A 22988-nucleotide genomic window follows, 5' to 3' on the forward strand; every position below is an offset into this window, starting at 1 on the left:
CCTTAATTTACATTTCACTAATATGCTCTAAGCCTTGTTCAAATATCTTTTGAATATGATCATCATCAAGCTCATAAAAAACTTCTTTCCCTTGCTTTTGATAACGAACAAGTCTAGCGTGCCTTAGGATTCTTAACTGATGAGATACAGCAGATTGTGAAAGATTAAGAGCAAAAGAAATCTCATTAACACAAAGTTTCTCTTGTTGCAAAAGTGAGAGAATACGAATGCGTGAAGAATCCCCAAATATCTTAAAAAGTTCTGCAAGTTCATAGAGCAATTCTTCTTGGGGCAAAGCATCAACTATCTGCTGTAAAATCTTTTGCCTATCTACACTAATCTCTGGCATAACTTTTATCCTTTTAATATATGATTATATATTCATATATAAATTTAATGTGGAAGTGTAGAACTATTTTTATAAAAATATTCTTAAAAACTCTTACCTTTTTATAATCAATAATCTTTAGCTTTCCATAAATACTGATGGGCTTTTACTTAATATCTAATCCCTTAGTATTTTAAGCGTAAATCTAATTTAAAAAGCTATACTAGCAAAATAAATTTTGAAAATTTAAGGAGACGACATAAGATGAAAATTACAAAAACATTACTTTCTTTTTTTATGTTTGCTAGTTTAGTGAATGCAATGGAGCCTATCAAAAGCAAATATGATTTTAATACCACTTATGAAAATGCTAAAAATTTTCTAACACAAAAGAATATACCTATTTTTGCTGAGTTTGATCATAGTAAAAATGCTAAAGAAGTTGGTTTAGAATTAAATGCCACCAAAGTCATAGTCTTTGGTAACCCAAAAATTGGAACATTTTTAATGCAAGAAAATCCACAAATTTCTATGGAATTACCACTTAAAATTTCTATTTATGAAGACACTAAACATAATACTTATATAACCTATACAGACATTAAAGAACTCGCTAAAAAATATAATATTAAAAATAAGCAAGTCGTTACAAATATTGATAAACTCTTACAAGAAATTATAAAAATCTCCACAAAATAAAATCTTTTAAAAGTGTGGAACTACTCCACACCATCTCTTAAAGATATTTAAATTCAAAATAAGAGTTAGAAAAAGTGCGATAAAAAGCTTTTTATCGCACTTAAACTAATATTCATTTTCTATTCTATTCTTGGTATTTAAAGTAAAATATGGTATCTTAGGCAAAAAATTACTATAAAGGGCATAAAATTTGAGTTATGGAAATCATTGGTAATATAAATTTCACCATTATTGTAGTAGGAATTATTCTTTTTATAAGCGTTTATGCAAGTAAGCTTTCAGAAAAGATAGGAATCCCTTTGTTGCTAGTGTTCTTAGGGATTGGTATGTTGCTTGGAAGTGAAGGGATTGTAGGGATTGAATTTGATAATGTGTTCTTAGCTCAAATAATTGGTATGATAGCCCTTATTTTTATTCTTTATAGTGGGGGACTTGATACTTTTTGGGAAGAAATCAAGCCTGTAATGATAAATGGAATACTCCTTGCAACCCTTGGTGTTCTCTTAACTGCTGTGATTATGGCTTGTTTTATTTATTTTGTGTTGGATTTTACCTTTTTAGAATCTATGCTTTTAGGCTCAATCATCTCTTCTACCGATGCTGCAGCAGTATTTATGATATTACGTTCCCAAAAAATAAAGCTTAAAAACAATATAGGACCGCTTTTAGAGCTTGAATCAGGCAGTAATGACCCTATGGCTATTTTCTTAACCATTACAATCTTACAACTTATTTTTATGCCACAAACCCATTCAGTAGGTGAGTGGATTTTACAATTTGTTGCCCAATTTGCCGTCGGCGGAATTTTAGGTATGTTATGCGGCTATCTTTTTCCTAAAATCTGCCAACATATTAATATCTCACAAGCAGGTTTATACCCTCTTATTAGCGTAGCTTGGCTTTTTATGATTTTTGGGGTTTCATCCTTTTTAAATGGAAATGGTTATTTAAGTATTTATCTAGCTGGTATCATTACTAATAAATATGCCTTTCCCAACAAATCTAATATCATTGCTTTCCACGATGCTATTGCGTGGATGATGCAAATCGTTGTTTTCTTAGTCTTAGGATTGCTTGTATTTCCCTCCCAATTACCCGGCGTTGCGATTCAAGCATTGATTTTAGCCTTTGTCTTAATTTTCTTAGCTCGTCCTCTTAGTGTATTTATCTCACTTTATAAAAGCAAATATAATAAAAAAGAAAAAATCTATATTTCGTGGGTAGGGCTAAGAGGAGCTGTTCCCATCATCCTTGCAACCTATCCTTATGTTTATAAATTTGAATCTTCTTCGACAATTTTTAATATTGTCTTTTTTATGGTAATTATTTCTGTGCTTTTGCAAGGAATAACTATAAGTTTTATGGCAAAAAAGCTAGATATTAGAGAATAAATGGAATCTTTTTTGCTTAAAACTCTCTAATTCCTAATAAAGGTTCCTGATGAGACTCTTAGTTTTATTTATTTTTCTATCAAGCTTTACACTGGGCTATCAAAGCTATCAACCCCCTAATACAATTTCTCCGCAAGTTTCCTACCATCCTTTATATGAACAAAGACGCAATCGCTTACTAGGTATTTATGGAGTGAGCAATAAAACAAATTCTGATGCAACCTTAAGCATTACAGGGAATAATCTTCAAAACCATAGCCTTAGCGAAAAACTCTCTGGAATTGGACTTGTTGTTGGGTATTTACTCAACCCAAATCATAGAATCTTATTGAATTTGGAAAACTTTTTTAAGAAAAATGGTTTCTCTTACCAAACCTTTACCCTAAACTATGCTTTCACTCCACAAATCCCAAATACTATAAAGTGGCGTTTATTATTAAGTGCAAATGTGGGAATAGCATTAGCCAATTTTAATGAAGGTAGCTTTGTTGTCAATAATAGTGCTATGGGAAAACTTAAATATACAGGATTTACTTATGGAGTAAAAGCAGGAACTATTTATCAAACCACCTATGGAGAGTTAGAATTAGGGATTCAAGCAAGACGACTAAATTTTGGCAAAGCAAATAGCAGCATCCCTATTAATGATGTCCCCACTTCCACTACGCTTGATTTAAGTGAGACTTCAAGCACAGGATTATTCTTAGGTTATAATTTTCTTTTTTAAAAATGACTCTTACACCCTCCCTTAAAATCCCTAAAAAACCTTCTAAAAAATTTATTTCTAATCTTTTAGAAGAACATTACCATCTCTTTAATACCTCTTGTAGCATTTCACAAGCATTACCTGATCCCTTAGGTATAGCAAGAGATTTTAGAGATGATAAAATAGCCCTCTTTTGTGCATTATTTTCTTATGGCAATGTAAGGGCAATTATGAATTTCTTACAATCTTGCAATCTCCACTCCCTAAAAAATCATCAAATCTCAAAATGCACTAGCAAATCTTACCGCTTTCAAAACAACGAAGAAATACAAGACTTTTTTCAATCCCTCATAAACTGCAATAGCCTCTATCATACTTTCTATAAAAACTATAAAAATGGTTCCCTCATTGAAGGTATCTATGCCCTACAACATCTCCTTTATGAGAAGTTATCACTCAACACAAAAGGCTTAAGATTCTTAATAGGCAAACCCTATTGTAATTCTCCAATGAAACGTTGGAATATGTTTTTGCGTTGGATGGTAAGGGAAGATTGTTTAGATTTGGGTTTATGGAAAGGTATTAAAAAAAGTGATTTAATCCTTCCATTAGATACGCATACTTTTAGAGTCTCTCAAAGGCTTGGGATTTTAAAGCGAAAAACTTATGATCTACAAGCCGCACTAGAAGTAAGCAATTTCTTAAAAACCCTTGATAAATACGACCCTATTAAATATGATTTTGCACTTTATAGAATCGGGCAGTTAAAGCTCATTAGTTCTTAATCCCTAAAAGCGTGTTTATCATTTCATCAATAGTTGAAATTACTTTTGCATTAGCACTATAACCACTTTGAAATCGTATAAGATTCACTAACTCATCATCCACAGAAACTTCTGAAGAGCGTTTATATTCTTGTTTAATAGCTACATAAACAGCTTCTTTAGTTTCTTGAGTGGTTTTCGTTGCTTCTGTTTGAGAAGAGACTTTGCCAGCAATAAGGCGAAAATATCCACTTATAGTTTCAGAATGCTTATTCCCCTCATAATCTGTAAAAATAACTTTATCATATTGGAGTTGTTGCATCATATTAGCTACTTCAAAATTCCCCGATACTGGCTCACGATAAGCACGAATTAAAGTAGGATCTTCCCTATATTCAAGGGCTAATCTCATATCCTTTGCATTACTACCTTCAAAAAATCTATTTACCCCAAAGGCTCCTGCAAAATTTGTCCCCTTATCTTGTATAGAAATATAAATCTCTTCAGAAGGATTTTTAGAAGTTATAGCAAAAGTTCTATTATCATTAGTAAAAGTTGCTACAAACCTATCATCAAAATCATCACTAGCATTATTATTGCTATTATCATCTACATTGGCATTAAGCTGGTCTAATATACTTTGCATATTCGTAAGATTATCAATAACCACGGTTCTTTTGCCCAATGTATTACCCTGTTTGTCATACATTACCACATCAAAACTTCCCTCATTAATATTATATCCGCTTGTCGTAAAAGCATCTTGGTAATTAATCCTTAAAATATCACTAGAAGCACTCAACCTAGCACTTTGTGCATATAAATTATTAGTCGTTTCTATAATCCCATTGGCAAAACTATCTAAATCATTAATATAAACCTGGAGTTTTCCTATACCCCCCGCAGTTCCATCTTCTAGCATATCTTCTGTGCGGATTAAATCTAAAATAGCCCCTACTTTCCCTTGATTTAAAGAATTAGAAAGATTATATTCTTTATGATCCGTCCTTAGATATTTAATCGTATAAAGTCCATCAGGATTATCAAAGTTATCTAAAGTTAAAGGTTGAAAAGAAGCACCATCAACAATAACTCTCCCACCAACATTGAGTGTATATCTCTCTTCAAAATCAGCAATATTTTTATTGACAGGTGCACTTCCTTGCAAACCATTTTTAAAAACATCTGCACCAATGAGATTATTAATTTCAAATTCATATTGATCCCTCAAATCCCTTAAATCATTAGCTTTTTTGTTTAAATCCTTACTCTCATATTCTGCTATTTGCTTATTTAAAATAGCGATCTGTTCCCCTAAACGATTCACTTCTTCAACCGCAGTTTTTAATTCTTGATTAAGACTTTTTTGAAGATTAACCAAACGTTCTCTTGTTGTTGTGATATTATTAATAAGTGTCTGGGATTGCTCTGCTAAAGAAACTTTTTGAGCAGAATCCCCAGCTTTAATGGATAAATCTTTCCAAGCGTTAAAATACTTTTGTAAATCATTATAAATCCCAACTTTATCCACTTCTGGATAATAAGAGGAAGCCTCTTTAAGTCCTCTAAAACTAGTATCATAAAAAGTTTTTTCAGAAGTTGCTCTTTTATAACGAGAAAAAGTATATTCATCATGAATTCTCTCAATACTTAAGACAGAAAGTCCTTGCCCTAAAGCATAATTTTGGTTCCAAAGTGGAATTTCAGCTGCTGTCCGAACAACTTGTCTTGAATAAAATTCATTATTAGCATTAGCAATATTATTACCAACGGTATCCACCATTACTTGATGACCCATTAGTCCTGTATAAGGAGTATTAAGAGATGAAAGTATTCCGCCCATAAGAATCCTCCTCTCTTATATTTCAGCTTTTAAAAATGTAGAATTACCTAAAGTGCTTTTCTTATATCCTCCATCTTCTACTGGAACAATATTTTTAAGAAGCGAATTATAAAACTCGCAAACCGCTAAAGACATCTTTCCAAAATGAGAGTTAAGCCTTTTAAGCTTTTCAAGATTATCATGAAGTTCTGCAGTAACTTCATTAGCACCCTCACCTAATAATTTTTGTTTATCCTCATAAGTCAAATCAGTAATTGCGGCATTGGGATAGTATTCCCTAAGTTTAGCTTCTATACCTTGAGCATAAGCTTCTTTTTTTTTGATAAATGAAGCTATCAATTCTTCTTTTTGTGAAACTCTAGCAAAAATCGTATCATTGTTGGCAACTTTAATATCGGTAATATCTTGCTCTGTAATAGCTATTAAAGCTTTCACATCTTCTAAAGCATCTTTTAAAAATTGCAAGGACATAAGATAACTCCTAATATAGACTTATCTATTATCCAAGCAATTCTTGTGCCATTTTTTCTGCACTACTCCTCAAATCAATTTTATAACTACCATCTAAGATTGCTTGCTTAATGGTTTCTGTGCGTGAGCTAAAAACTTTTGTGTTTTGTGTTTTGTGTTTCTCATCCATAGATTCATTTCTAGGGGTATTTACCGACGAAGTATTTTTATTATTCGCCTGATTAATGGCATTGGAAAAATTAGAATTATTCATCAAGTGGTTAATCATTCTGCCTCCTTTTAATAATTTATTTCATTACTATAACTAAATCGGCTTTTTTCAAAAAAACTAAAACGAATTTTTTATACTTTTTGAAACATCTTGCAAAAACTTTTCTGCATCAGTTTGAGGCGGAGCAATTTGGTGCTGTGAATCAAATAAAGGCACATTTGCTCCACCAATCTTAATAGTATAAAGTATCACAAATAACATAAAATAAATAAATAGTCCAAAACCAATAGAGGGTATAAACCAATCTTTCATTTCATTCCTTTGTCTTAAATAATATAACAAGTTTTTACAAAATATTTTATTAATTAAGAAAATATCGAATTGAAGCAAAGGACTTTATAGGAGTTGTGGCAATTTTAGAGAGAGTTTGGGAGTTTATAATGCCCCCCAAAGCAAAAATTTCTGCCTTATAATCTTCTAATTTGAGGGTATTTAAAAACTCTACCCCTAAAGGCTCTCCTTTATTAGGAGTTTTAAAGATAGGGCTAATAGTGATTCCATTTACACCTAATAAATCCGCTTTTTTCAGTATTTCTTTTGTATGTGCGCTAAAAAAAACTAGAGAAAATTTTCTTTTAGCCTCTAAAATTAAATCCATTTGTGAAGCATTACAATGCAATCCATCAAAACCAAAGCACATCCCTAATTCAAAATTTGAATTAATAAGGCTCGGAATTTTATAAGATTGGTTAAGTCTTAAAAATACCTCTAAGAGCTTAGGATTAAAAGCCAATGTCTTATCACGATAACAAGCAAAATCAATCTTATGGGTATCAAGAATCTTCTTGTAAAAAGTATCAAATTCTAAAGGAGTTGTGGGATAAAGAGTAGGAGAAGTAATAAGGTAAGCTTTAATGATCTTCCTCACTCATTAAAACAGCACCTGCTAAAAAGACATAGGTTAGAATCATAAAGATAAATGCCTGTAAAAATGCCATAAAGGTGAGGATTAAAAATGCTGGTAGAGGAGCTACCCAAGGTGCTAACATCAACATAACAAGTAAGAACATATCATCACCTTTAATATTCCCAAAGAGACGAAAGGACAAAGAAACTAAACGCGAACAATGGGAAATAATTTCAATGGGAAACATCAAAGGAGCTAATAAACTCACAGGACCCGCAAAATGGGAAAAATATTTTACTATCCCAAAAGTCCTCATTCCTTCAAAGTTATAATAAACAAATACAATCAAGGCTAAAGTAAGCGTAAAACTAAGGCTTGAAGAAGGGGCTTCAAAACCTGGGATAATACCAATAGCATTGGCTAAAAAAACAAAAAATGCAATGGTTGCGGTAAGGGGTAAATATTTTCTAGCCTTTTCCTCTCCTATAACATCTTTTGCCATAAAAATAACACCACCTAAAAAAACTTCAAAAACATTTTGAATAGCACCTGGCACTATTTGCATTCTCGAAGTTGCAAGTTTTGCTAAAACAACGGCAATAATGGCGATTAAAATTGTATGAAATGCAATAATAAAATCGTGATTGTGGCTAATTAATCCTGCAAATGTAAAAAGTCTCCCATCCATATTTAGCTCCCAAAAAATAAAAATCACTTAATTATGCCAAAAAAATTTTAATATTAAATTAACTTCTAGCAACAACGGAGGTTTTAAGGATTAAATCATACATCGTTTTTCTATCTTTTCTCCACAAAGGGGACAATATACCAATAATGATAGAGCCAGAAATAAGAAACAAAATAAACCTTACAAAAGCTAAAAAGAAAGTAACTTTTTTGCCATCATCCCGAATAAGTAATAAATCATAAGCTTTTTTGCCCGGAGTTTGAGCCTTAAATGTTAAAAACAAAGAAATAATCACGCCATAAAGCAAAACCCCAACTAAAGGACCCCAAATAGATTCACGAAAATCTTTTGCGTTCCCTATAACAACATAGGTAAGGAAATATAAAATAGGCATATAAATCATAAAAATATCAATAATTTGAGCCTTTGCCCTTTGGATAAAACTTGCTGCAAGAATCGCACAATCTCTAGTATGCTTATGCGACACTTGATTTAAATGTTCTTGAGAATTTCGCTTAAGTTTTCTCCAACGTTTTGCATTTTGCCTCATTTAATTCCCACGACTACCGGGTTTAATAGCCACACTACCTTGCTTACATAAAGGGCAATTTGCAGCTTCATAAGTATCAAAAACAAAATCCTCTAAAGCAAATAAAGGTAAAGAAGAATCCAACTTACACTCTAGGTAATCACCAGCCCTAAAAGCATTAAACCTCTTGCAAATCCCACGATTAGCTAAAGCTGCATAGCCTACAATGTTAGCGCCCAAAGACTCTACAACCCTAGCACATTCCATAGCAGAACCCCCAGTAGTGATAATATCCTCACAAATTAAAATTTTTTCCTCTTTATAAATTTCAAATCCTCTTCTTAAAGTCATTTCTGCATTAACGCGTTCTGTGAAGATAAATCTCACACCAAGACATCGTGCAAGCTCATAACCTGCCAAAATACCACCTAATGCCGGAGAGCAAACACATTGCACTTGTATTTTAGATTCTTGAATAACTTTTGCTAAAGATTGTGCTAATTCATAAGCGAGTTTTGGGCTTTCTAAAACCTTAGCAGACTGGAGATAAAAGGGGGAATGCTTACCGCTACTTAATAAGAAATGCCCCTCTAAAAGTGCATTTGCCTCCTTATAAATCCGCATAATATCCATAAATTCTCCTTATTTAGACTAAAGGTATGTTCCTATGAAGTCTATATGGTGCATCTAAAGCATTAATACATATTCAATAATACCAATACTTCTTATTTATTCTGCTTAAATACACAAACTTCAAACGAAAGCATTGAGGTTTATAGTTTTTTGAATAGCTAAATAATTAGTGGTTGTAAATTGTTCATAAGATTCTTTATATTTGTCAAGTTTTAATAATTTTTTACTAGGCAAAAATCGATAAAGAGCCATATTTTCTTTTTCAAAGAAAAGCCAAAAATCCTTGAAAAATGTCCTTGTATCTATATTACAACCTCCAAATTCAAAAGTAATAATATCAATAGCCCTCTTAGCAAACATTTCTTTAGCACCAGCAAAAACATCGAGCTCATGCCCTTCTACATCAATTTTTAACAAAGAAATATGATTTATAGATTTTTGCTGACAATAAGTATCTAAAGTTAGAATTTCAACTTTCTCACTCTCTTCAAAAGGAATATTAAGGAATGCTAAATCTCTTTTGGTTAAAGAAGCTAACCCAGAGCCTTTTTTATTATAAAATAAGATTCTCTCCTCATTGACTTTTCCCAAACCAAAATTATTTAAAATAATGTTATTAACTTTTGAAAAGTCATTCTGCGATAAAATCCCAAAAGTATAAATAGATGGCTCAAAACAATGAATTTGCCCCCCCCTCCGCTACCTCTTTCATAAAAGGAAGATTCCTAAGGCTTGATTGTAAAAACATTCCCTTATTGGCACCCACATCAAATATACAATAGGGAGGGTTAAAATTTTGTTTTAAAATTTCAAATACAAGCTCCTCTCCGCTATTTTGAACATTATCTCCACAACCAATCCCAAGTTTAAATAAAATACTTTTTAGAATAGCTTCATCATCTTCTATTTTTTCAACTTTTTTATGAAAAATGTCTTTCTTAAATATTTTATGTAACATGTTAAATACTCTCTATTACTAAATTAAATTTTTAATAATTCTTCTTCCTTGTGTTTAACTAACTCATCAATTTTCTTTACTGCATTATCTGTAAATTTTTGAATCTCATCATAGGCTTTTTTAGACTCATCTTCACTAATAGACTTATCTTTCTCTAATTTTCTAATCTTATCATTAGAATCTTTGCGAATATTCCTAATTGCCACTTTAGCTTTCTCACCAATACTTTTAGCTTCTTTAGCAGTCTCTTTTCTTTGCTCACTTGTCATTGGGGGGAAAAAGAGCTTGATACATTCACCATCATTATTAGGATTAACTCCAATATTTGCCTCTTGTATCGCCCTTTCAATCTCTTTTAAAAGACTTTTCTCCCAAGGAGTTATAGAAATTGTATTAGCATCTTGAACAATCACAGAGCCCACTTGATTAAGAGGAGTTGGGGAGCCATAATAATCTACACAAATAGGCTCAACGATAGAAATAGAGACCTTTCCACTCCTTAAAGTTCCAAACTCTTTTTTCATAGATTCAATACTTTTATTCATCATCTCTTGTGTATGTGCATAAATATCTTGCAAACTCATTTCTCTACCTTCAAAATCTTTACTTCTCTTGTGGCAACACTGGAACACTTGGTGCAACAGGAACTTGATTATCAACTTCAGGAGAAATACTTACATTATCTAAAATAGAACGTTTAGAATCTTGTAAATAAAGGTATCCTAAAGCAATAGTATTAATTACAAATAAAAATCCTAATCCAAAAGTTAATTTTGCTAAAAACCCAGCAGGACCCTTTGCACCAAAAAGACTTTCATTGCTTCCACTATAAGTCCCAAGCCCTATACTTGAGCTTTTTTGTAACATTACAATAATCGTAACAAAAATTGCTAAAATAAATTGCAATACCAATAAAATTCCACTCATAATTTACCTCAAAAATAAAATTCTTAAGATTCTACTAAAATTTATCTAATACAAGCATAAAATCAACCCCTTTTAAAAAGCCGCAAAAGCTTGAAAATGAGAATTGATAAAATAACAAAAATCACTATAAAATAATTCATCGTTAAAATTTTCTGTATTAATACAAAATGAATAAGAGCGAAAATAACAGCAATATAAACTGCGTAATAAAGTTTGAAACGATGAAAATAATTCCCCAATATAAAACACACTATAAGAAGTATTAAACTTAAAAACCCAAAATACAAATAATGTTTGCTTTTTAGCTCTTCTAAAATCAAAGAAAATTCCCAATTAAAGTCTATTGCAAAAAAGATTCCGCTATGGAGAAGAGCTGCAACTAAGGCTAACAATCCAAAACTTTTTTTAATAGGTTTAAAGATAACCAAAGAAACCACCAAAAAAACAATACTCACCCATCCGCTAAAAAAATATAAACTCGCTAATGGGTCAGCAAAATCACCAATTTTATAGCTTTCAACACCTAATACAATCTGCCATAAGAGCAGAAAAACTCCAAACATCAAAAGGGTGTCTAAAAAAATCCCATAATGTTTTTTCACCTTTATCCTTAATAAAGTTTTTTTCTATCAAGTCCTGCATAAAGATGCTCTACTTCTTTTGCATAACCATTTAAGTATAAAGTCGGAACCCTTCCTCTTTGTCCTATTACACGTTCGCTACTTTGAGACCATCTAGGATGTGAAACTTCAGGATCAACATTACCATAAAAACCATATTCTCTAGAATTTTCTGCCTCCCAAGTTGAAACAGGCTGTTTTTTTAAAAATTCTATTTTATTAATAGATTTAATCATTTTATAACCATATTTCCAAGGTACTACCAATCTAATAGGTGCTCCATTTTGTGGCAATAATCTTTTTTTATACATTCCAACTGCAAGCATAGACAAAGGATTCCTTGCCTCATCAATCCTCAAACCCTCCTTATAAGGAAAATCAAGAAAACTTGATCCCATACCAAGTCCTAAGAATCCTCCTTGCATTGGGAATTGCTTAGGATCATAGAGGGTTGTAAAACGGATATATTTTGCTTCTTTAGTGGGTTTAGCAAAGTTAATAAATTCTCTTAACTCAAACCCAATCCAAGGAATTACCATGCTCCAAGCTTCTACACATCTAAATCGATAAATCCTCTCTACTAAAGTCATTTTAGTGATTAATTCTTCAACATCAATCACAAAAGGTTTTTGCACTTCCCCTTCTATACTGATACTCCAAGGAGAAGTCTTTAAAGAACCTGCTTTATTTTTTGGGTCGCTTTTAGAATATCCAAATTCATAAAAATTATTATAACTTGTCGCTAATTCCTCTGGAGTTGGGAATATAACATTTCTATTGATCTTTAGCATTTCTTTATCACTCATTGGGCGATAATGCAATTTATCCGTTTTATTAACTATATCGGCTAAAAGACTTTCCACACTCAATGCAGCGACTAAACTACCAGCTCCAAGCTTTAAAAACCTTCTTCGTTGTTTAAAAAAAATTTCAGGCGTTACCTTTTGATATTCTTTAGGGGTAACTGCTTGATACTTTAACTCTTTCATAAAAATTCCTCAATTAGAAATTAAATTTATAGTAAAAAAATCAATGATTGAGGTAGAAAAAATTTCTGAATTTTTAGGTAAATAATGGATAAATTGATCAAGGAATTGTTTATTTAAAAATATCTCGCCACAAACAATGATACCTTTGGTATTATAGCTCTCTTCCATATCTCTACTAAAATTAGCAAAAAATTCTGCAAAAGAATCTATAATCCCAAAACACAATAATTCTTTTTCTACTCCTGCTAATTTAAAACTCATAACAGAACGCAAAGTTTTCAAAGTATCAAGATACACTTTCCCTTCTTCATTACGTTCTAATTTAAAATCAATACGAGGTCCTTTTTGCCCAACAAAATTTGATGCACACTCTAAAACTTCATAAGCAAGCAACATTAAATCCATAGAATCTACTTTAAAATCCAATAAAATACCGCACATCCCTATTAACTCTAAAAGATTAAAAGATATTTTTGATTCTTTAGAATAAGTCTCTAATTCCCTTATTAAATCTTGATTTTCCTTAGTAAAATTTTTCAACAAAGATTGTGTAGTTTTATTAAATACCTTTAATTCATCAATCCTTAAAGCAATATTAGATTCAAAAGCAAATTCTAATGGTTCTTTAAAACTTTGATTAAAATAAAGCATAAAACGCGTTTGACCTCTACCTAAATAGAGTAGATTCACTTTTTCTAATTTTTCTCTTAAAAGAGCTTTTTCAAATTCTTTCATAGTGGCATAAGAAATGTCTTTTGCTTCTTCAAAACGATGTTGGAGAATTAAAGAGTTTTTACCCACACTAATCAAAACTGGGGAGGACTCTTGAGTAATGAAATAACAAAGACCAAGCCTTATTTTTTCTTCTTTTAGCGGTAACAAATACAAACCACTATACTCTTCTAAAAATTTTGTCAAAAGCACTAAAAGCGGTTCATAGGGCAAAACACACGCTACAAAAGATTGGGAAAAAAACTCTGTAAAAATGGATTTTGGCTTTAGCCTTATAAGAGGCTTTTCTAAAGTTGCTAAAGCTTGCAGCTCTTCTTTAGAAGCTTTAAAAATTATTTGAGCATTATTCAAACAAAAAGGCATAAACCAATAATCACCTTCTATTTTTTTAGGATTTTTTTCATCTAGTAAAACCAATTCTTTTTTTCCATAAACAGTCTTTAAAAAAACCCTCTCTCCTTTCTTTAAAGCTTGGGCTAAATGCCCCAAAGAATCTTCTAATAAAACCTTTGAATTTATAAGCATCTCAGTCTCATTATTAAAAAAATTCAAAGGAGTTTGAGCAAAATTAATAAAATCTCCCCATAAATTACAAAAATTTTCACTTTTCCTACTGCTTATTGCCTGTAACTCCAAAGCACTCAGATACAAAGAGGGGATATTATAAGAAGTCTCTAAAGGGGTTTATTAATGCTTTGATTATCTTCTAATACCCTCATTTCTTTAAAACCCCATTGCAAAGATAACGGGATAACTTTTGATAAATAATCACTAAATTCTAAAACAACAGATTCTTCACCACAAACTTGCAGAAAAAACTCTTTATCATCACCATAGAATCTACCCTTTAGAGAATGTTGCATAAGCGCATTATCCAAAATTTTTAAAATAAAATTCTTAACATTTTGCGAATTATGGAATTCTTCAATAAAACCAAAAACTAGAGAAATATTCACTTTAATAGCCCTTATAAGAAAAATGCGCAATCTCTTGCAAATTTTGATTATTTTTTTTACAAACTTTTACATCTAAGGATTCTAAATATTCAATAGTTTTTGCTTCCATAATTTTTGCTGCTTGCAAAATTTCTTGAGATAATTCAAAAGTTGGGTCTGTGCCAATAATAAAAGGTTTCACACCTAAGACTTTTGTAGGTGGTAAGTCTCCTAACATTTCAATCATCTTCAAAGTTTGCAACATTTCAACTTCATGAGCACTTCCAGCCCAAGTAATATTATTAGGAACAGCACTAAAATCAAAAAAATAAACATCACCAACTTTTGCATCATTAGCATCTATACAATCTAAAATTAAAACTTGTTGGTATTGAGTAATAAGCGGAATGAGGTGTTGTGCCATAGTGCCTCCATCGACAATATCAACGCTACTCTCTCCGCTAAAAGCATAATTCACTTTAAGAAGATTTGAGAGATGAACTCCAATACCTTCATCTCCAAATAAAATATTACCTATGCCTAGAATTAAAATCTTCAAAAATTACCTTAATGTTACCCATCTTTTTCAAATTTATAGCCACTAACAATGGTATCAACACCAGCTCCGGGATATCTTGTTGCATTCCAAACTGCCATATAGATATGCACAGGAAGAAAGATAATAAATGCCCAAGTTAATATATGATGTATCCCTCTAACATTTGCAATACCTCCAAATAATACCTCTAAAGGTCTAAGAAAAGATAAAAATCCACCAAGCCCTTCGTGAAAAACATGTGCATATAAGATTAATCCAGTAAGAGAAATAGAAAGAATTAAAAACATCACACCTATATAAGTTACAAGCTGAATGGGATTATAAGCTCCTTTTATATGAGGATGCGCTGCTATAAATAAATAATTCCCTATAATCTTAACCCATACAATAGGATTAATAAGATCTAAAAATGAACGTCTTTCAATATGGCATTCTTTAGAAAAGAGAAAAATATAAATCCTAAAAATTGAAACCGCAATTAGCAAAAAGCCAAAAATAAGATGCCAACTACGCATTAAAGCATATAAAAAGCCCACTGGCTCTCCTGTAAAATTATTCGGTGCTAAAAAAGGATAAGCAATATAAAAGCCTGTTGCTATTAATGCAAAAATAGAAAAAGCTCTTATCCAATGGAATATCCTTGTAAGTCTTGAAAACTCATAAATGGATCGGTATTTTGTCTCCATATTCTTCTCCTTTAGCATTTAAGATTCGTAGCAATAGGATCAATTTTATACTGCCCTATTTCATTCCCTTTTGTATCCATTAAATGCACAGAACAAGCGATACAAGGATCAAAAGAATGGATAGTGCGAATAATCTCCAAAGGTTGCGTAATATCTTCAATCTTAGTACCAATTAAAGAAAATTCATAAGGTCCCATTTGCTCTTTTGAATCTTTTGGTCCAGCATTCCAAGTGCTAGGAACAACACATTGATAATTAGATACAACGCCATTTTTGATTCTAATCCAATGGCTAAGCGTCCCTCTAGGAACATTACCAATGTAACGCCCTTTATATTCTTTATTATTATCAATTTTATAAGGAGCACAAGTACTTTGATCGCCAGTTTTTAGATTTTCAACTAAAGAATTAAAAGCTTCAATCCCATAATTAGCAGAGAGTTTGCACTCTAATGCTCTAGCTGCAGTTCTTCCTAATGTTGAAAAAAGAGCTTCTACAGGTAATCCAGTATCTTTTAAAAATTGATTTACAATTTGAGTAATCCTAGGATTCTTCGCCGCTAACCCAACTACCATAGCCGCTAAAGGTCCAACCTCCATAGCATCTCCCTCATAACGAGGAGATTTTATCCAGCTATATTTTCCTTTAATATCTAAAGCCTTAGTATGAATAGGTTTGCCATCTGGTCCAATGGTATCAGCATCAACAAAACCTGTATAATTAGCCTCTGTTTCTCCATCATAAGGGTGAAGTGGTTGATTATTTTTATACCAAGAATGTGTAGCTTCCTCTGTGATTAACTCCTCATTTAAGTCATAAAGCTTTGAAATATCACCATTTCTTACAATACCAGTGCTATATAAAGTTTCTTTTCTATTAATAGGTATCTCTGCGTGACAGAGGAAATTTCTTACTCCACAACCCTTTAAAACACTAGGTTCATTTTTATAAACCTCTGCTGCCATTACAATATCTGCATAATAACCACGATTTACAAAATCTGCACATTCCTTATACTTTGTTAGCCAATCACCCAATCTTGTAGGATCTAAAATATCTACTACACAAGTAACTCCACCCACAGTTAGACTCTGAGGATGAGGCTGTTTAGCCCCAAAAATTGCCATAAGTTGAGCCATCACCCTTTGAACTTCAAGAGCCTTTAAGTAATGGGATAAAACAATAAGATTTTGCTCGGGTGAAAATCTATAAGTCTTATGCCCCCAATAACCATTAGCAAAGGGACCAAGACCTTGTTTAGAGCTTGCAAACTTCTTCACACGCTCTTGAACTGCTTTTAACTCATCTGCTCCTGCAGCAATAGGATTATCTACATATTTAAAGGCAAGTTCTGAAGCTTTTTTTGGGTCTGCTTTAAGGGCAGAAGTAATATCACACCAATCAAGCCCATGTAGATGATAAAAATGCACTAAATGATCGTGTAAGACCAAAGAAACATTCATTAAAGAGCGAACCATTTCTGCATTAAAAGGAACTTGAATCCCTAAAGCATCCTCTACTGCTGAAATCCCTGCTTTATAGTGAGAAAATGTGCAAACTCCACAAATTCTTTGCACCATAAAACCAACATCTCTAGGATCTCTATTTTTCACAATAACTTCAATACCCCTCCATAGAGTGGAGCTAGAATAGGCATCAGTAATAACATTATTATCATCAACAATCACTTCAATTCTTAAATGTCCTTCAATTCTAGTAATAGGATCAACAATAATTCTTTTTGACATAAGCCCCTCCTTTATTGGTTATCTTTTTTGATATTAGTTAATACTGCGTGAGCTGCTATACCAATTGCAGCAGCACCTAGCAAAGTAATCCCAATATTATCAGCGGTTCTATCTGCACCACCAAAGAATGGTGTATTATACAGCTTATTAGCCATAGGCTCTTCAAAAGGACCCATTGTATCCCAAAAATTTGGTTCACTACAGCCTATACAACCATGCCCTGCTTGAATAGGCCAACTTGTATGGGAATTAAAACGGAGCTTAGAACAATTATTAAAAGTGTAAGGTCCTTTACAACCCATTTTATAGAGACAATAACTATCTTTTGCACCATCATCCCCAAAAGCTTGCACGAACTCTCCTGCATCAAAATGCCCTCTTCTCTCACAAAGATCGTGAATCCTAAGTCCATAAGCCCATTTTGGACGATTAAATGCATCAAGACTTGGTAATGTCCCAAAAAGAATAAAATGAATAACATTACCAACAATATTTTTTTCACTTGGCGGACAACCAGGAACATTAATCACTGGTTTATTAATAACTTGACTTAAAGGTTTTGTTGCTGTTGGATTTGGATTAGCTGCTTGAATTCCACCAAAGCTAGAACAGGTGCCAATTGCAAAAATAGCTGCTGCGTGTTCACTTGCCTCTACAGTGCCTTGCCAACCCGTCTTTCCATGTGCCCCAATAGTTAGATACTGCCCTTCTAATCCAGTAGGGATTCCTCCCTCCACCATTAACACATAACGACCTTTATATTTTTCAATAGCAGCTTCTAAATTATGTTCTGCTTGAAATCCTGAAGCTGCCATAAGTGTTTCATGGTATTCTAAAGAGATGTAATCAAAAATCAAACTATCAATGCCTGGTCCATCACTTCTAAGCAAACTCTCACTACAACCCGTGCATTCTGCCATATGCAGCCAAATAACAGGTAATCTATCGGCTACTTCAGCCGCTTTTGCAGTAAGAGGAACAAAACTTGCAGGAAGTGAAAGCATAGCAGTCATTGCTCCTGCCCATTTCATAAAATCTCTTCGTGAGATTCCATTTCGCCTTAAAGCTTTAGTTATACTATTCCCTTTTTTAAGGGCAGGGATTTTATGAATCTCTTCTAGTCTCTTTTGTGCCTTTTCAAGAAGGACTTGTTCTCTTTGCATCTCCATATCATCTCCTTAATACTATGATTTTTTTGATAAAATTAAATTTATCTCTTTTATGCTTAAAAAATACTAAGTTATAAAAAATTATTATGTAACTCAAAGTTATAAAATTATATTTACGAATCTTCATTCCCGATTTCTATATCATAGTTTTGAATATCTATAAGCCAATAAAATCGTGCAACTTTATCCAAAGCAGGTTTAATAAGTGCAACTTGATAACCTTGCCTATACTCTACACTCTGAACTTCTCCCACTAAAATTTCAGGATAAAAAATATTATCATAGCCACTTGTATAAACAATATCTCCTATTTGCACAGGAGGAAAAAGAGGGATATAATCCACAATAAAGCCTTTATTAGCATCATACTTTGCAATACCCGGTATTTTATTTTCACCAATTACCGTGCTATAGGTACATTTCTCATCACCATTTAAATAACCTATAAGGCGATGATTTTCAAATTTGGCAATTCCCGCCACAACGTTATTATGTATAAGCCCAAATATAAGCTTATCATCAGGCTTCTTATCAAAATCAGATTGCAACCAAATCTTTGCATAATTATTCATATCCACATACGAAATATTACGAACAAAATGAATATTTGGCAAATCTATTGGTAACCTTGAAGAAACCGATTCTAAAAGTTCTTTATATTCTACATTTAAAGCATTAAAAAAGTATTCAATTTGTTGCTTATCCCTTAATTCATTGTTTAAATACTTGATTTGCTCCGCTTGCTGGAAATGACGCGTAATAGTATTAATGATATTATTATTAATATTTAAGATTCCTATTTTAATAGCACTGCTAAGACGCAAGACTTCTGAATGAATTTCTTTAGATACTTTTGTAGAAACAAAAAGCGTAACAGCAATAAAAACAATCCAAAGAAAGACTTTTTTCATTCACTACTCATAAGATAGTTGCTGAAGAACATCGATTTCCTCTAAAGCCTTTCCCGTTCCTTTTGCAACACATAATAATGGTTCATCACCAACATAAACAGGTAATTTGACAATATCAGAAAGATATTTATCTAAACCTCGAATCAAAGCCCCTCCACCGGTTAAAACAATGCCATTTTCAACAATATCTCCCGCTAAATCTGGAGGCATCTGTTCTAATACATCTTTTAAGGCATTAGAAATTTCCTTAAGGGGTTCTTTCATAGCCTCTCTTACATCTTCACTTGTTAGCTCTATAGTATTTAATAACCCACTTACTTGATCCCTCCCTTTAACCTGCATATTAAGAGGTTCATCAAGACTAATAGCTGAACCAATTTGTATCTTTATCTCTTCTCCTGTCCTATCCCCAATAAGCAAACTATATTTACGACGCACATAATCCACAACTGCATTATCTAGCTTATCTCCTGCCGTTCTTAAAGATTTTGAAATTACCAATCCACCAAGTGATATAACTCCAATTTCTGTCGTCCCCCTCCAATATCTACAACCAAACTTCCTTTTGGTTCTTTAACGGGTAGTCCAGCACCTATAGCTGCTGCCATAGGCTCTTCAATTAAAAATACCTCTCTAGCACCTGCACTAATAGCCGACTCTCTTACAGCCTTTCTTTCAACCCCTGTTAGCCCATAAGGCACACACACAATAATTCTAGGACGCATTAAAGCCTTTCTTTTATGGGCTTTTTCAATAAAATAACGAAGCATTTTCTCTGTCATATCAAAATCTGCAATAACGCCATCTTTCATAGGACGAACCGCTAAAATGCTCCCTGGTGTTTTCCCAACCATTTCTTTAGCTTCGTGCCCAACTGCTAAGACTTTATTTTTGCCATAACGATCATTTTGCACAGCCACCACAGAAGGTTCATTAATAATAACACCTTGACCCTTGATAAGCACAATAGTGTTTGCTGTCCCAAGATCTATAGAAATATCATGTGAAAACCAACCAATTATTTTATCTATCAACATATTCTCTCTCTTTTAATAAATTTAGGCACTTTTTTTATTTGTTTTTTTGTGTTTAACTAACATAGGTTTTGCTTTCTTTAAAATCACCTCTTTAGTAATTACCACCTCATATTCTTTTAATTCAGGCAATTCATACATAATATCAAGCATCACATCTTCCATAATGGCACGCAAACCCCTAGCACCCGTTTTACGCTCTATGGCAAGATTAGCAATTTCTTCTAAAGCCTCTAACTTAAAAGTTAATTGAACTCCATCTAAAGCAAAAAGTTTTTGGTATTGCTTAACTAAAGCATTTTTTGGCTTTTGTAAAATATTCATCATTGCTTCTTTGTCAATATCTTGCAAGGTAGCTACCATATGCAAACGCCCAATAAGTTCAGGAATTAATCCAAAATTTACTAAATCATCAGGTTCTACATATTCTAAAATTGTTCCACTTCGTTGTATAGAGTTTATGCAGTTATTAAACCCCAAAGTATTACCACCTATCCTTTTTTCTATAATATCTTTTAATCCATCAAAAGCACCTGCACAAATAAATAAAATATTTTTGGTATCAATTTGGATAAAATCTTGATTAGGGTGTTTTCTACCTCCTTTGGGAGGAACATTAACAACACTACCTTCAATGATTTTCAAAAGTGCTTGTTGCACTCCTTCTCCAGAGACATCCCGAGTAATAGAACGATTCTCAGAAAGCCGTGAGATTTTATCAATCTCATCAATAAAAACAATTCCTTTTTGTGCCTTTTGAACATCTCCATTAGCTTCTTGAATAAGTCTTGTTAAAATATTTTCTACATCCTCTCCAACATATCCTGCCTCTGTTAAACTCGTTGCATCACAAATGGCTATAGGGATATTAAGAAATCTCGCTAAAGTCTGTGCCATTAGAGTTTTTCCACTGCCTGTTGGACCAATTAATAAAATATTAGACTTAGCAATTTCTGTATCATCATCTTCAATATTTTGCATAATCCTTTTATAATGATTATAAACAGCAACACTAAAAACTTTTTTGGCTTTGTCTTGTCCGATTACATACTCATCTAAAATAATTTTTAACTCTTTTGGCGGAAGTAAAGTAATATTTTCTTCAAATTCCTTTATACTTTCAGTATCTACATAAGGATTAAAATCACTCTCACCAAAAAGTATTTTATAAGAGGCAATCACACAATTTTTACAAATACAAACATTATTACCTGAAATAACAGGATTATTATGTGTTTCTTCAGATTTACAAAAATCACACACTCTCTCACTCATCATTCCTCCTTATAAAAGGGATTCCCCTTGTTGATTGGATAATAAACTCACACATTTTAAAAATATTTTCATCCTTATAATTTTCTTCTAAAATTTCTTGTGCTATTTCTTTAATAGGTTTATTCCCAAAAAATAAACGCTTATAAACATTATGAATCTTATCAACTTGATGATGCTCAAAGTTTTTTCTTAAGCGGTGTAAATTTAATCCTCGAATCACCGCACGATTTCCCTCTGCTAAACAAAAGGGGGTATATCTTGAGATAAAGCACTTGCTCCAGCCACCATCGCATAATCTCCAATTTTGCAAAATTGGTGAATAGGGGTTAATCCACCAATATTAATATGACTCCCCATAATAATATGACCACCTAAGGTAACACCATTAGCTAAAATACAAGCATCTCCAACAATACAATCATGAGCTATATGCACATAAGCCATAAGAAGATTATTATTCCCAATAATAGTTTTACTCCCTCCACCCTCTGTGCCAGGATTAATCATTGTAAATTCACGAATTTTGTTATTATCCCCAAAAATAAGTGCATTAGGCTCATTATGATATTTAAGATCTTGAGGTTTCGTTCCTAACACTGCATTAGGAAAAATTTCGTTATTTTTTCCTAAAGTAGTATTCCCTACAATAGTTACTTGATTATAAATTTTTGTATTATCCCCAATTCTTACATCTTTACCAATCACGCAATAATGACCTATCTCTACATACTCACCAATAACAGCACCATCCTCTATAATGGCAGTTGGTGCGATAGTGGCCGATTTTGCAACACTCACTTTATACCCTCTCTTGAGTTCTTATCAATAATCATTGCTTTAAGCTCCGCTTCTGCTACAAGCTTATCTTCCACATAAGCATAACCTTGCAAAACCCAAATACCTCCCTTTTGCTTAACCACTTCAAGCTTATAAACAAGTTTATCACCAGGATTTACAGGATTTCTAAATTTCGCCTTATCAATACTCATAAAATATACAATTTTATCGCCTTTGTTATTAGAATCTTCACCAAACATACTAACAAAGGCTAAAACACCTCCTGCTTGTGCCATTCCCTCTATAATATAAACACCCGGATAAATAGGTTGTATAGGAAAATGCCCATTAAAAATTTCCTCATTAATGGTAATATTTTTATAAGCTTCAATGTTCTTATTATAAGCAATGGAGGTGATTCTATCTACAAGCAATAAGGGATAACGATGAGGAAGAATGTCTCTAATTTTTTGCACATCATAAACCATATCTAACATC

General features: G+C 32.5%; 28 protein-coding genes and 2 pseudogenes. 4 read left to right on the forward strand and 26 right to left on the reverse strand.

Annotation, left to right across the window (positions count from 1 at the left end):
* Window positions 1–7: 7 nt before the first annotated feature.
* The gene (locus tag CDV25_RS05045; protein ID WP_108911032.1) at window positions 8–349 is read right to left on the reverse strand and encodes an ArsR/SmtB family transcription factor; all 342 of its coding nucleotides are present in this window, start codon (window positions 347–349) and stop codon (window positions 8–10) included.
* Between the two features lie 243 nt (window positions 350–592).
* On the opposite strand from CDV25_RS05045, the gene CDV25_RS05050 reads away from it, so the two are divergent.
* The 4 genes from CDV25_RS05050 to CDV25_RS05065 all read left to right on the forward strand — a co-directional run bounded on the left by CDV25_RS05050 (window position 593) and on the right by CDV25_RS05065 (window position 3909).
* Window positions 593–1027 carry a DUF302 domain-containing protein gene (locus CDV25_RS05050; RefSeq protein ID WP_108911033.1) on the forward strand — a complete coding sequence of 145 codons (435 nt, stop codon included), beginning with the start codon at window positions 593–595 and terminating at the stop codon, window positions 1025–1027.
* A gap of 197 nt (window positions 1028–1224) precedes the next feature.
* Entirely contained in the window at window positions 1225–2418 is a 1194-nt protein-coding gene (locus tag CDV25_RS05055) for a potassium/proton antiporter (RefSeq protein ID WP_034553413.1), read from the forward strand.
* A gap of 49 nt (window positions 2419–2467) precedes the next feature.
* Window positions 2468–3145, forward strand: coding sequence for a DUF1934 domain-containing protein (locus CDV25_RS05060; protein ID WP_108911034.1), 678 nt, complete (start codon window positions 2468–2470; stop codon window positions 3143–3145).
* A 2-nt stretch (window positions 3146–3147) separates the two neighbouring features.
* Window positions 3148–3909: a TIGR02757 family protein gene (locus CDV25_RS05065; protein ID WP_108911035.1), complete on the forward strand. Its 762-nt coding sequence runs from the start codon at window positions 3148–3150 to the stop codon at window positions 3907–3909.
* Here the strand turns inward: CDV25_RS05065 and flgK are convergent.
* From flgK to fabZ, 25 genes and pseudogenes are all read right to left on the reverse strand, one after another.
* The gene (gene flgK / locus CDV25_RS05070; protein WP_108911036.1) at window positions 3899–5731 is read right to left on the reverse strand and encodes a flagellar hook-associated protein FlgK; all 1833 of its coding nucleotides are present in this window, start codon (window positions 5729–5731) and stop codon (window positions 3899–3901) included. The genes CDV25_RS05065 and flgK overlap by 11 nt on opposite strands.
* A gap of 15 nt (window positions 5732–5746) precedes the next feature.
* Window positions 5747–6202, reverse strand: a complete 456-nt coding sequence (locus CDV25_RS05075; RefSeq protein WP_194145525.1) for a hypothetical protein — start codon at window positions 6200–6202, stop codon at window positions 5747–5749.
* 28 nt (window positions 6203–6230) lie between these two features.
* On the reverse strand, window positions 6231–6470 hold the full coding sequence (locus tag CDV25_RS05080; protein WP_108911037.1) for a flagellar biosynthesis anti-sigma factor FlgM: 240 nt from the start codon (window positions 6468–6470) through the stop codon (window positions 6231–6233).
* A 60-nt stretch (window positions 6471–6530) separates the two neighbouring features.
* Window positions 6531–6725, reverse strand: a complete 195-nt coding sequence (locus tag CDV25_RS05085; RefSeq protein WP_034553418.1) for a hypothetical protein — start codon at window positions 6723–6725, stop codon at window positions 6531–6533.
* Window positions 6726–6774: 49 nt separating this feature from the next.
* A complete protein-coding gene (locus tag CDV25_RS05090) occupies window positions 6775–7341 on the reverse strand; it encodes a thiamine phosphate synthase (protein WP_108911038.1) in 567 nt (188 codons plus the stop codon).
* On the reverse strand, window positions 7325–8008 hold the full coding sequence (locus CDV25_RS05095) for a F0F1 ATP synthase subunit A (RefSeq protein ID WP_108911039.1): 684 nt from the start codon (window positions 8006–8008) through the stop codon (window positions 7325–7327). Before CDV25_RS05095 ends, CDV25_RS05090 begins: the two co-directional genes overlap by 17 nt.
* 58 nt (window positions 8009–8066) lie before the next feature.
* The gene (locus CDV25_RS05100; protein WP_108911040.1) at window positions 8067–8558 is read right to left on the reverse strand and encodes an RDD family protein; all 492 of its coding nucleotides are present in this window, start codon (window positions 8556–8558) and stop codon (window positions 8067–8069) included.
* Window positions 8559–9170 (reverse strand): orotate phosphoribosyltransferase, encoded by a 612-nt coding sequence (gene pyrE / locus CDV25_RS05105; protein ID WP_108911041.1) that lies wholly within the window; start codon window positions 9168–9170, stop codon window positions 8559–8561.
* A 120-nt stretch (window positions 9171–9290) separates the two neighbouring features.
* Window positions 9291–9854 carry an FkbM family methyltransferase gene (locus tag CDV25_RS05110; protein ID WP_204161878.1) on the reverse strand — a complete coding sequence of 188 codons (564 nt, stop codon included), beginning with the start codon at window positions 9852–9854 and terminating at the stop codon, window positions 9291–9293.
* Window positions 9841–10128, reverse strand: a complete 288-nt coding sequence (locus CDV25_RS10325; protein ID WP_204161831.1) for a hypothetical protein — start codon at window positions 10126–10128, stop codon at window positions 9841–9843. Before CDV25_RS10325 ends, CDV25_RS05110 begins: the two co-directional genes overlap by 14 nt.
* A 23-nt stretch (window positions 10129–10151) precedes the next feature.
* Entirely contained in the window at window positions 10152–10712 is a 561-nt protein-coding gene (gene frr, locus CDV25_RS05115) for a ribosome recycling factor (protein WP_108911042.1), read from the reverse strand.
* A 19-nt stretch (window positions 10713–10731) separates the two neighbouring features.
* Window positions 10732–11055, reverse strand: coding sequence for a preprotein translocase subunit SecG (gene secG, locus CDV25_RS05120; protein WP_108911043.1), 324 nt, complete (start codon window positions 11053–11055; stop codon window positions 10732–10734).
* A 62-nt stretch (window positions 11056–11117) separates the two neighbouring features.
* A complete protein-coding gene (locus tag CDV25_RS05125) occupies window positions 11118–11657 on the reverse strand; it encodes a cytochrome b family protein (protein ID WP_108911044.1) in 540 nt (179 codons plus the stop codon).
* Between the two features lie 8 nt (window positions 11658–11665).
* The gene (gene msrP, locus CDV25_RS05130) at window positions 11666–12664 is read right to left on the reverse strand and encodes a protein-methionine-sulfoxide reductase catalytic subunit MsrP (RefSeq protein WP_052087246.1); all 999 of its coding nucleotides are present in this window, start codon (window positions 12662–12664) and stop codon (window positions 11666–11668) included.
* A 9-nt stretch (window positions 12665–12673) separates the two neighbouring features.
* A complete protein-coding gene (locus CDV25_RS05135; protein ID WP_239056307.1) occupies window positions 12674–13921 on the reverse strand; it encodes a protein hydE in 1248 nt (415 codons plus the stop codon).
* A gap of 149 nt (window positions 13922–14070) precedes the next feature.
* Window positions 14071–14352: a hypothetical protein gene (locus tag CDV25_RS10550; RefSeq protein WP_239056308.1), complete on the reverse strand. Its 282-nt coding sequence runs from the start codon at window positions 14350–14352 to the stop codon at window positions 14071–14073.
* A gap of 1 nt (window position 14353) precedes the next feature.
* Window positions 14354–14890 (reverse strand): HyaD/HybD family hydrogenase maturation endopeptidase, encoded by a 537-nt coding sequence (locus CDV25_RS05140; RefSeq protein ID WP_108911045.1) that lies wholly within the window; start codon window positions 14888–14890, stop codon window positions 14354–14356.
* A 14-nt stretch (window positions 14891–14904) separates the two neighbouring features.
* Window positions 14905–15576 carry a Ni/Fe-hydrogenase, b-type cytochrome subunit gene (gene cybH / locus CDV25_RS05145; RefSeq protein WP_108911046.1) on the reverse strand — a complete coding sequence of 224 codons (672 nt, stop codon included), beginning with the start codon at window positions 15574–15576 and terminating at the stop codon, window positions 14905–14907.
* Between the two features lie 11 nt (window positions 15577–15587).
* Window positions 15588–17324, reverse strand: a complete 1737-nt coding sequence (locus CDV25_RS05150) for a nickel-dependent hydrogenase large subunit (protein WP_108911047.1) — start codon at window positions 17322–17324, stop codon at window positions 15588–15590.
* 11 nt (window positions 17325–17335) lie between these two features.
* The gene (locus CDV25_RS05155; protein ID WP_108911829.1) at window positions 17336–18487 is read right to left on the reverse strand and encodes a hydrogenase small subunit; all 1152 of its coding nucleotides are present in this window, start codon (window positions 18485–18487) and stop codon (window positions 17336–17338) included.
* A gap of 119 nt (window positions 18488–18606) precedes the next feature.
* Window positions 18607–19404 (reverse strand): rod shape-determining protein MreC, encoded by a 798-nt coding sequence (mreC, locus tag CDV25_RS05160; RefSeq protein ID WP_108911048.1) that lies wholly within the window; start codon window positions 19402–19404, stop codon window positions 18607–18609.
* A gap of 3 nt (window positions 19405–19407) precedes the next feature.
* Window positions 19408–20441 (reverse strand): annotated as a pseudogene (locus tag CDV25_RS05165) (rod shape-determining protein).
* Window positions 20442–20462: 21 nt separating this feature from the next.
* Window positions 20463–21713 carry an ATP-dependent Clp protease ATP-binding subunit ClpX gene (gene clpX / locus CDV25_RS05170; RefSeq protein ID WP_034553300.1) on the reverse strand — a complete coding sequence of 417 codons (1251 nt, stop codon included), beginning with the start codon at window positions 21711–21713 and terminating at the stop codon, window positions 20463–20465.
* A pseudogene (gene lpxA / locus CDV25_RS05175) lies at window positions 21706–22511 on the reverse strand (acyl-ACP--UDP-N-acetylglucosamine O-acyltransferase). The gene clpX and the pseudogene lpxA overlap by 8 nt, the downstream one beginning before the upstream one ends.
* The gene (gene fabZ / locus CDV25_RS05180) at window positions 22508–22978 is read right to left on the reverse strand and encodes a 3-hydroxyacyl-ACP dehydratase FabZ (protein WP_108911049.1); all 471 of its coding nucleotides are present in this window, start codon (window positions 22976–22978) and stop codon (window positions 22508–22510) included. The pseudogene lpxA and the gene fabZ overlap by 4 nt, the downstream one beginning before the upstream one ends.
* Window positions 22979–22988 lie beyond the last annotated feature (10 nt).

Source organism: Helicobacter apodemus (genome assembly GCF_003097575.1).
Classification (GTDB): Bacteria; Campylobacterota; Campylobacteria; order Campylobacterales; family Helicobacteraceae; genus Helicobacter_D; species Helicobacter_D apodemus.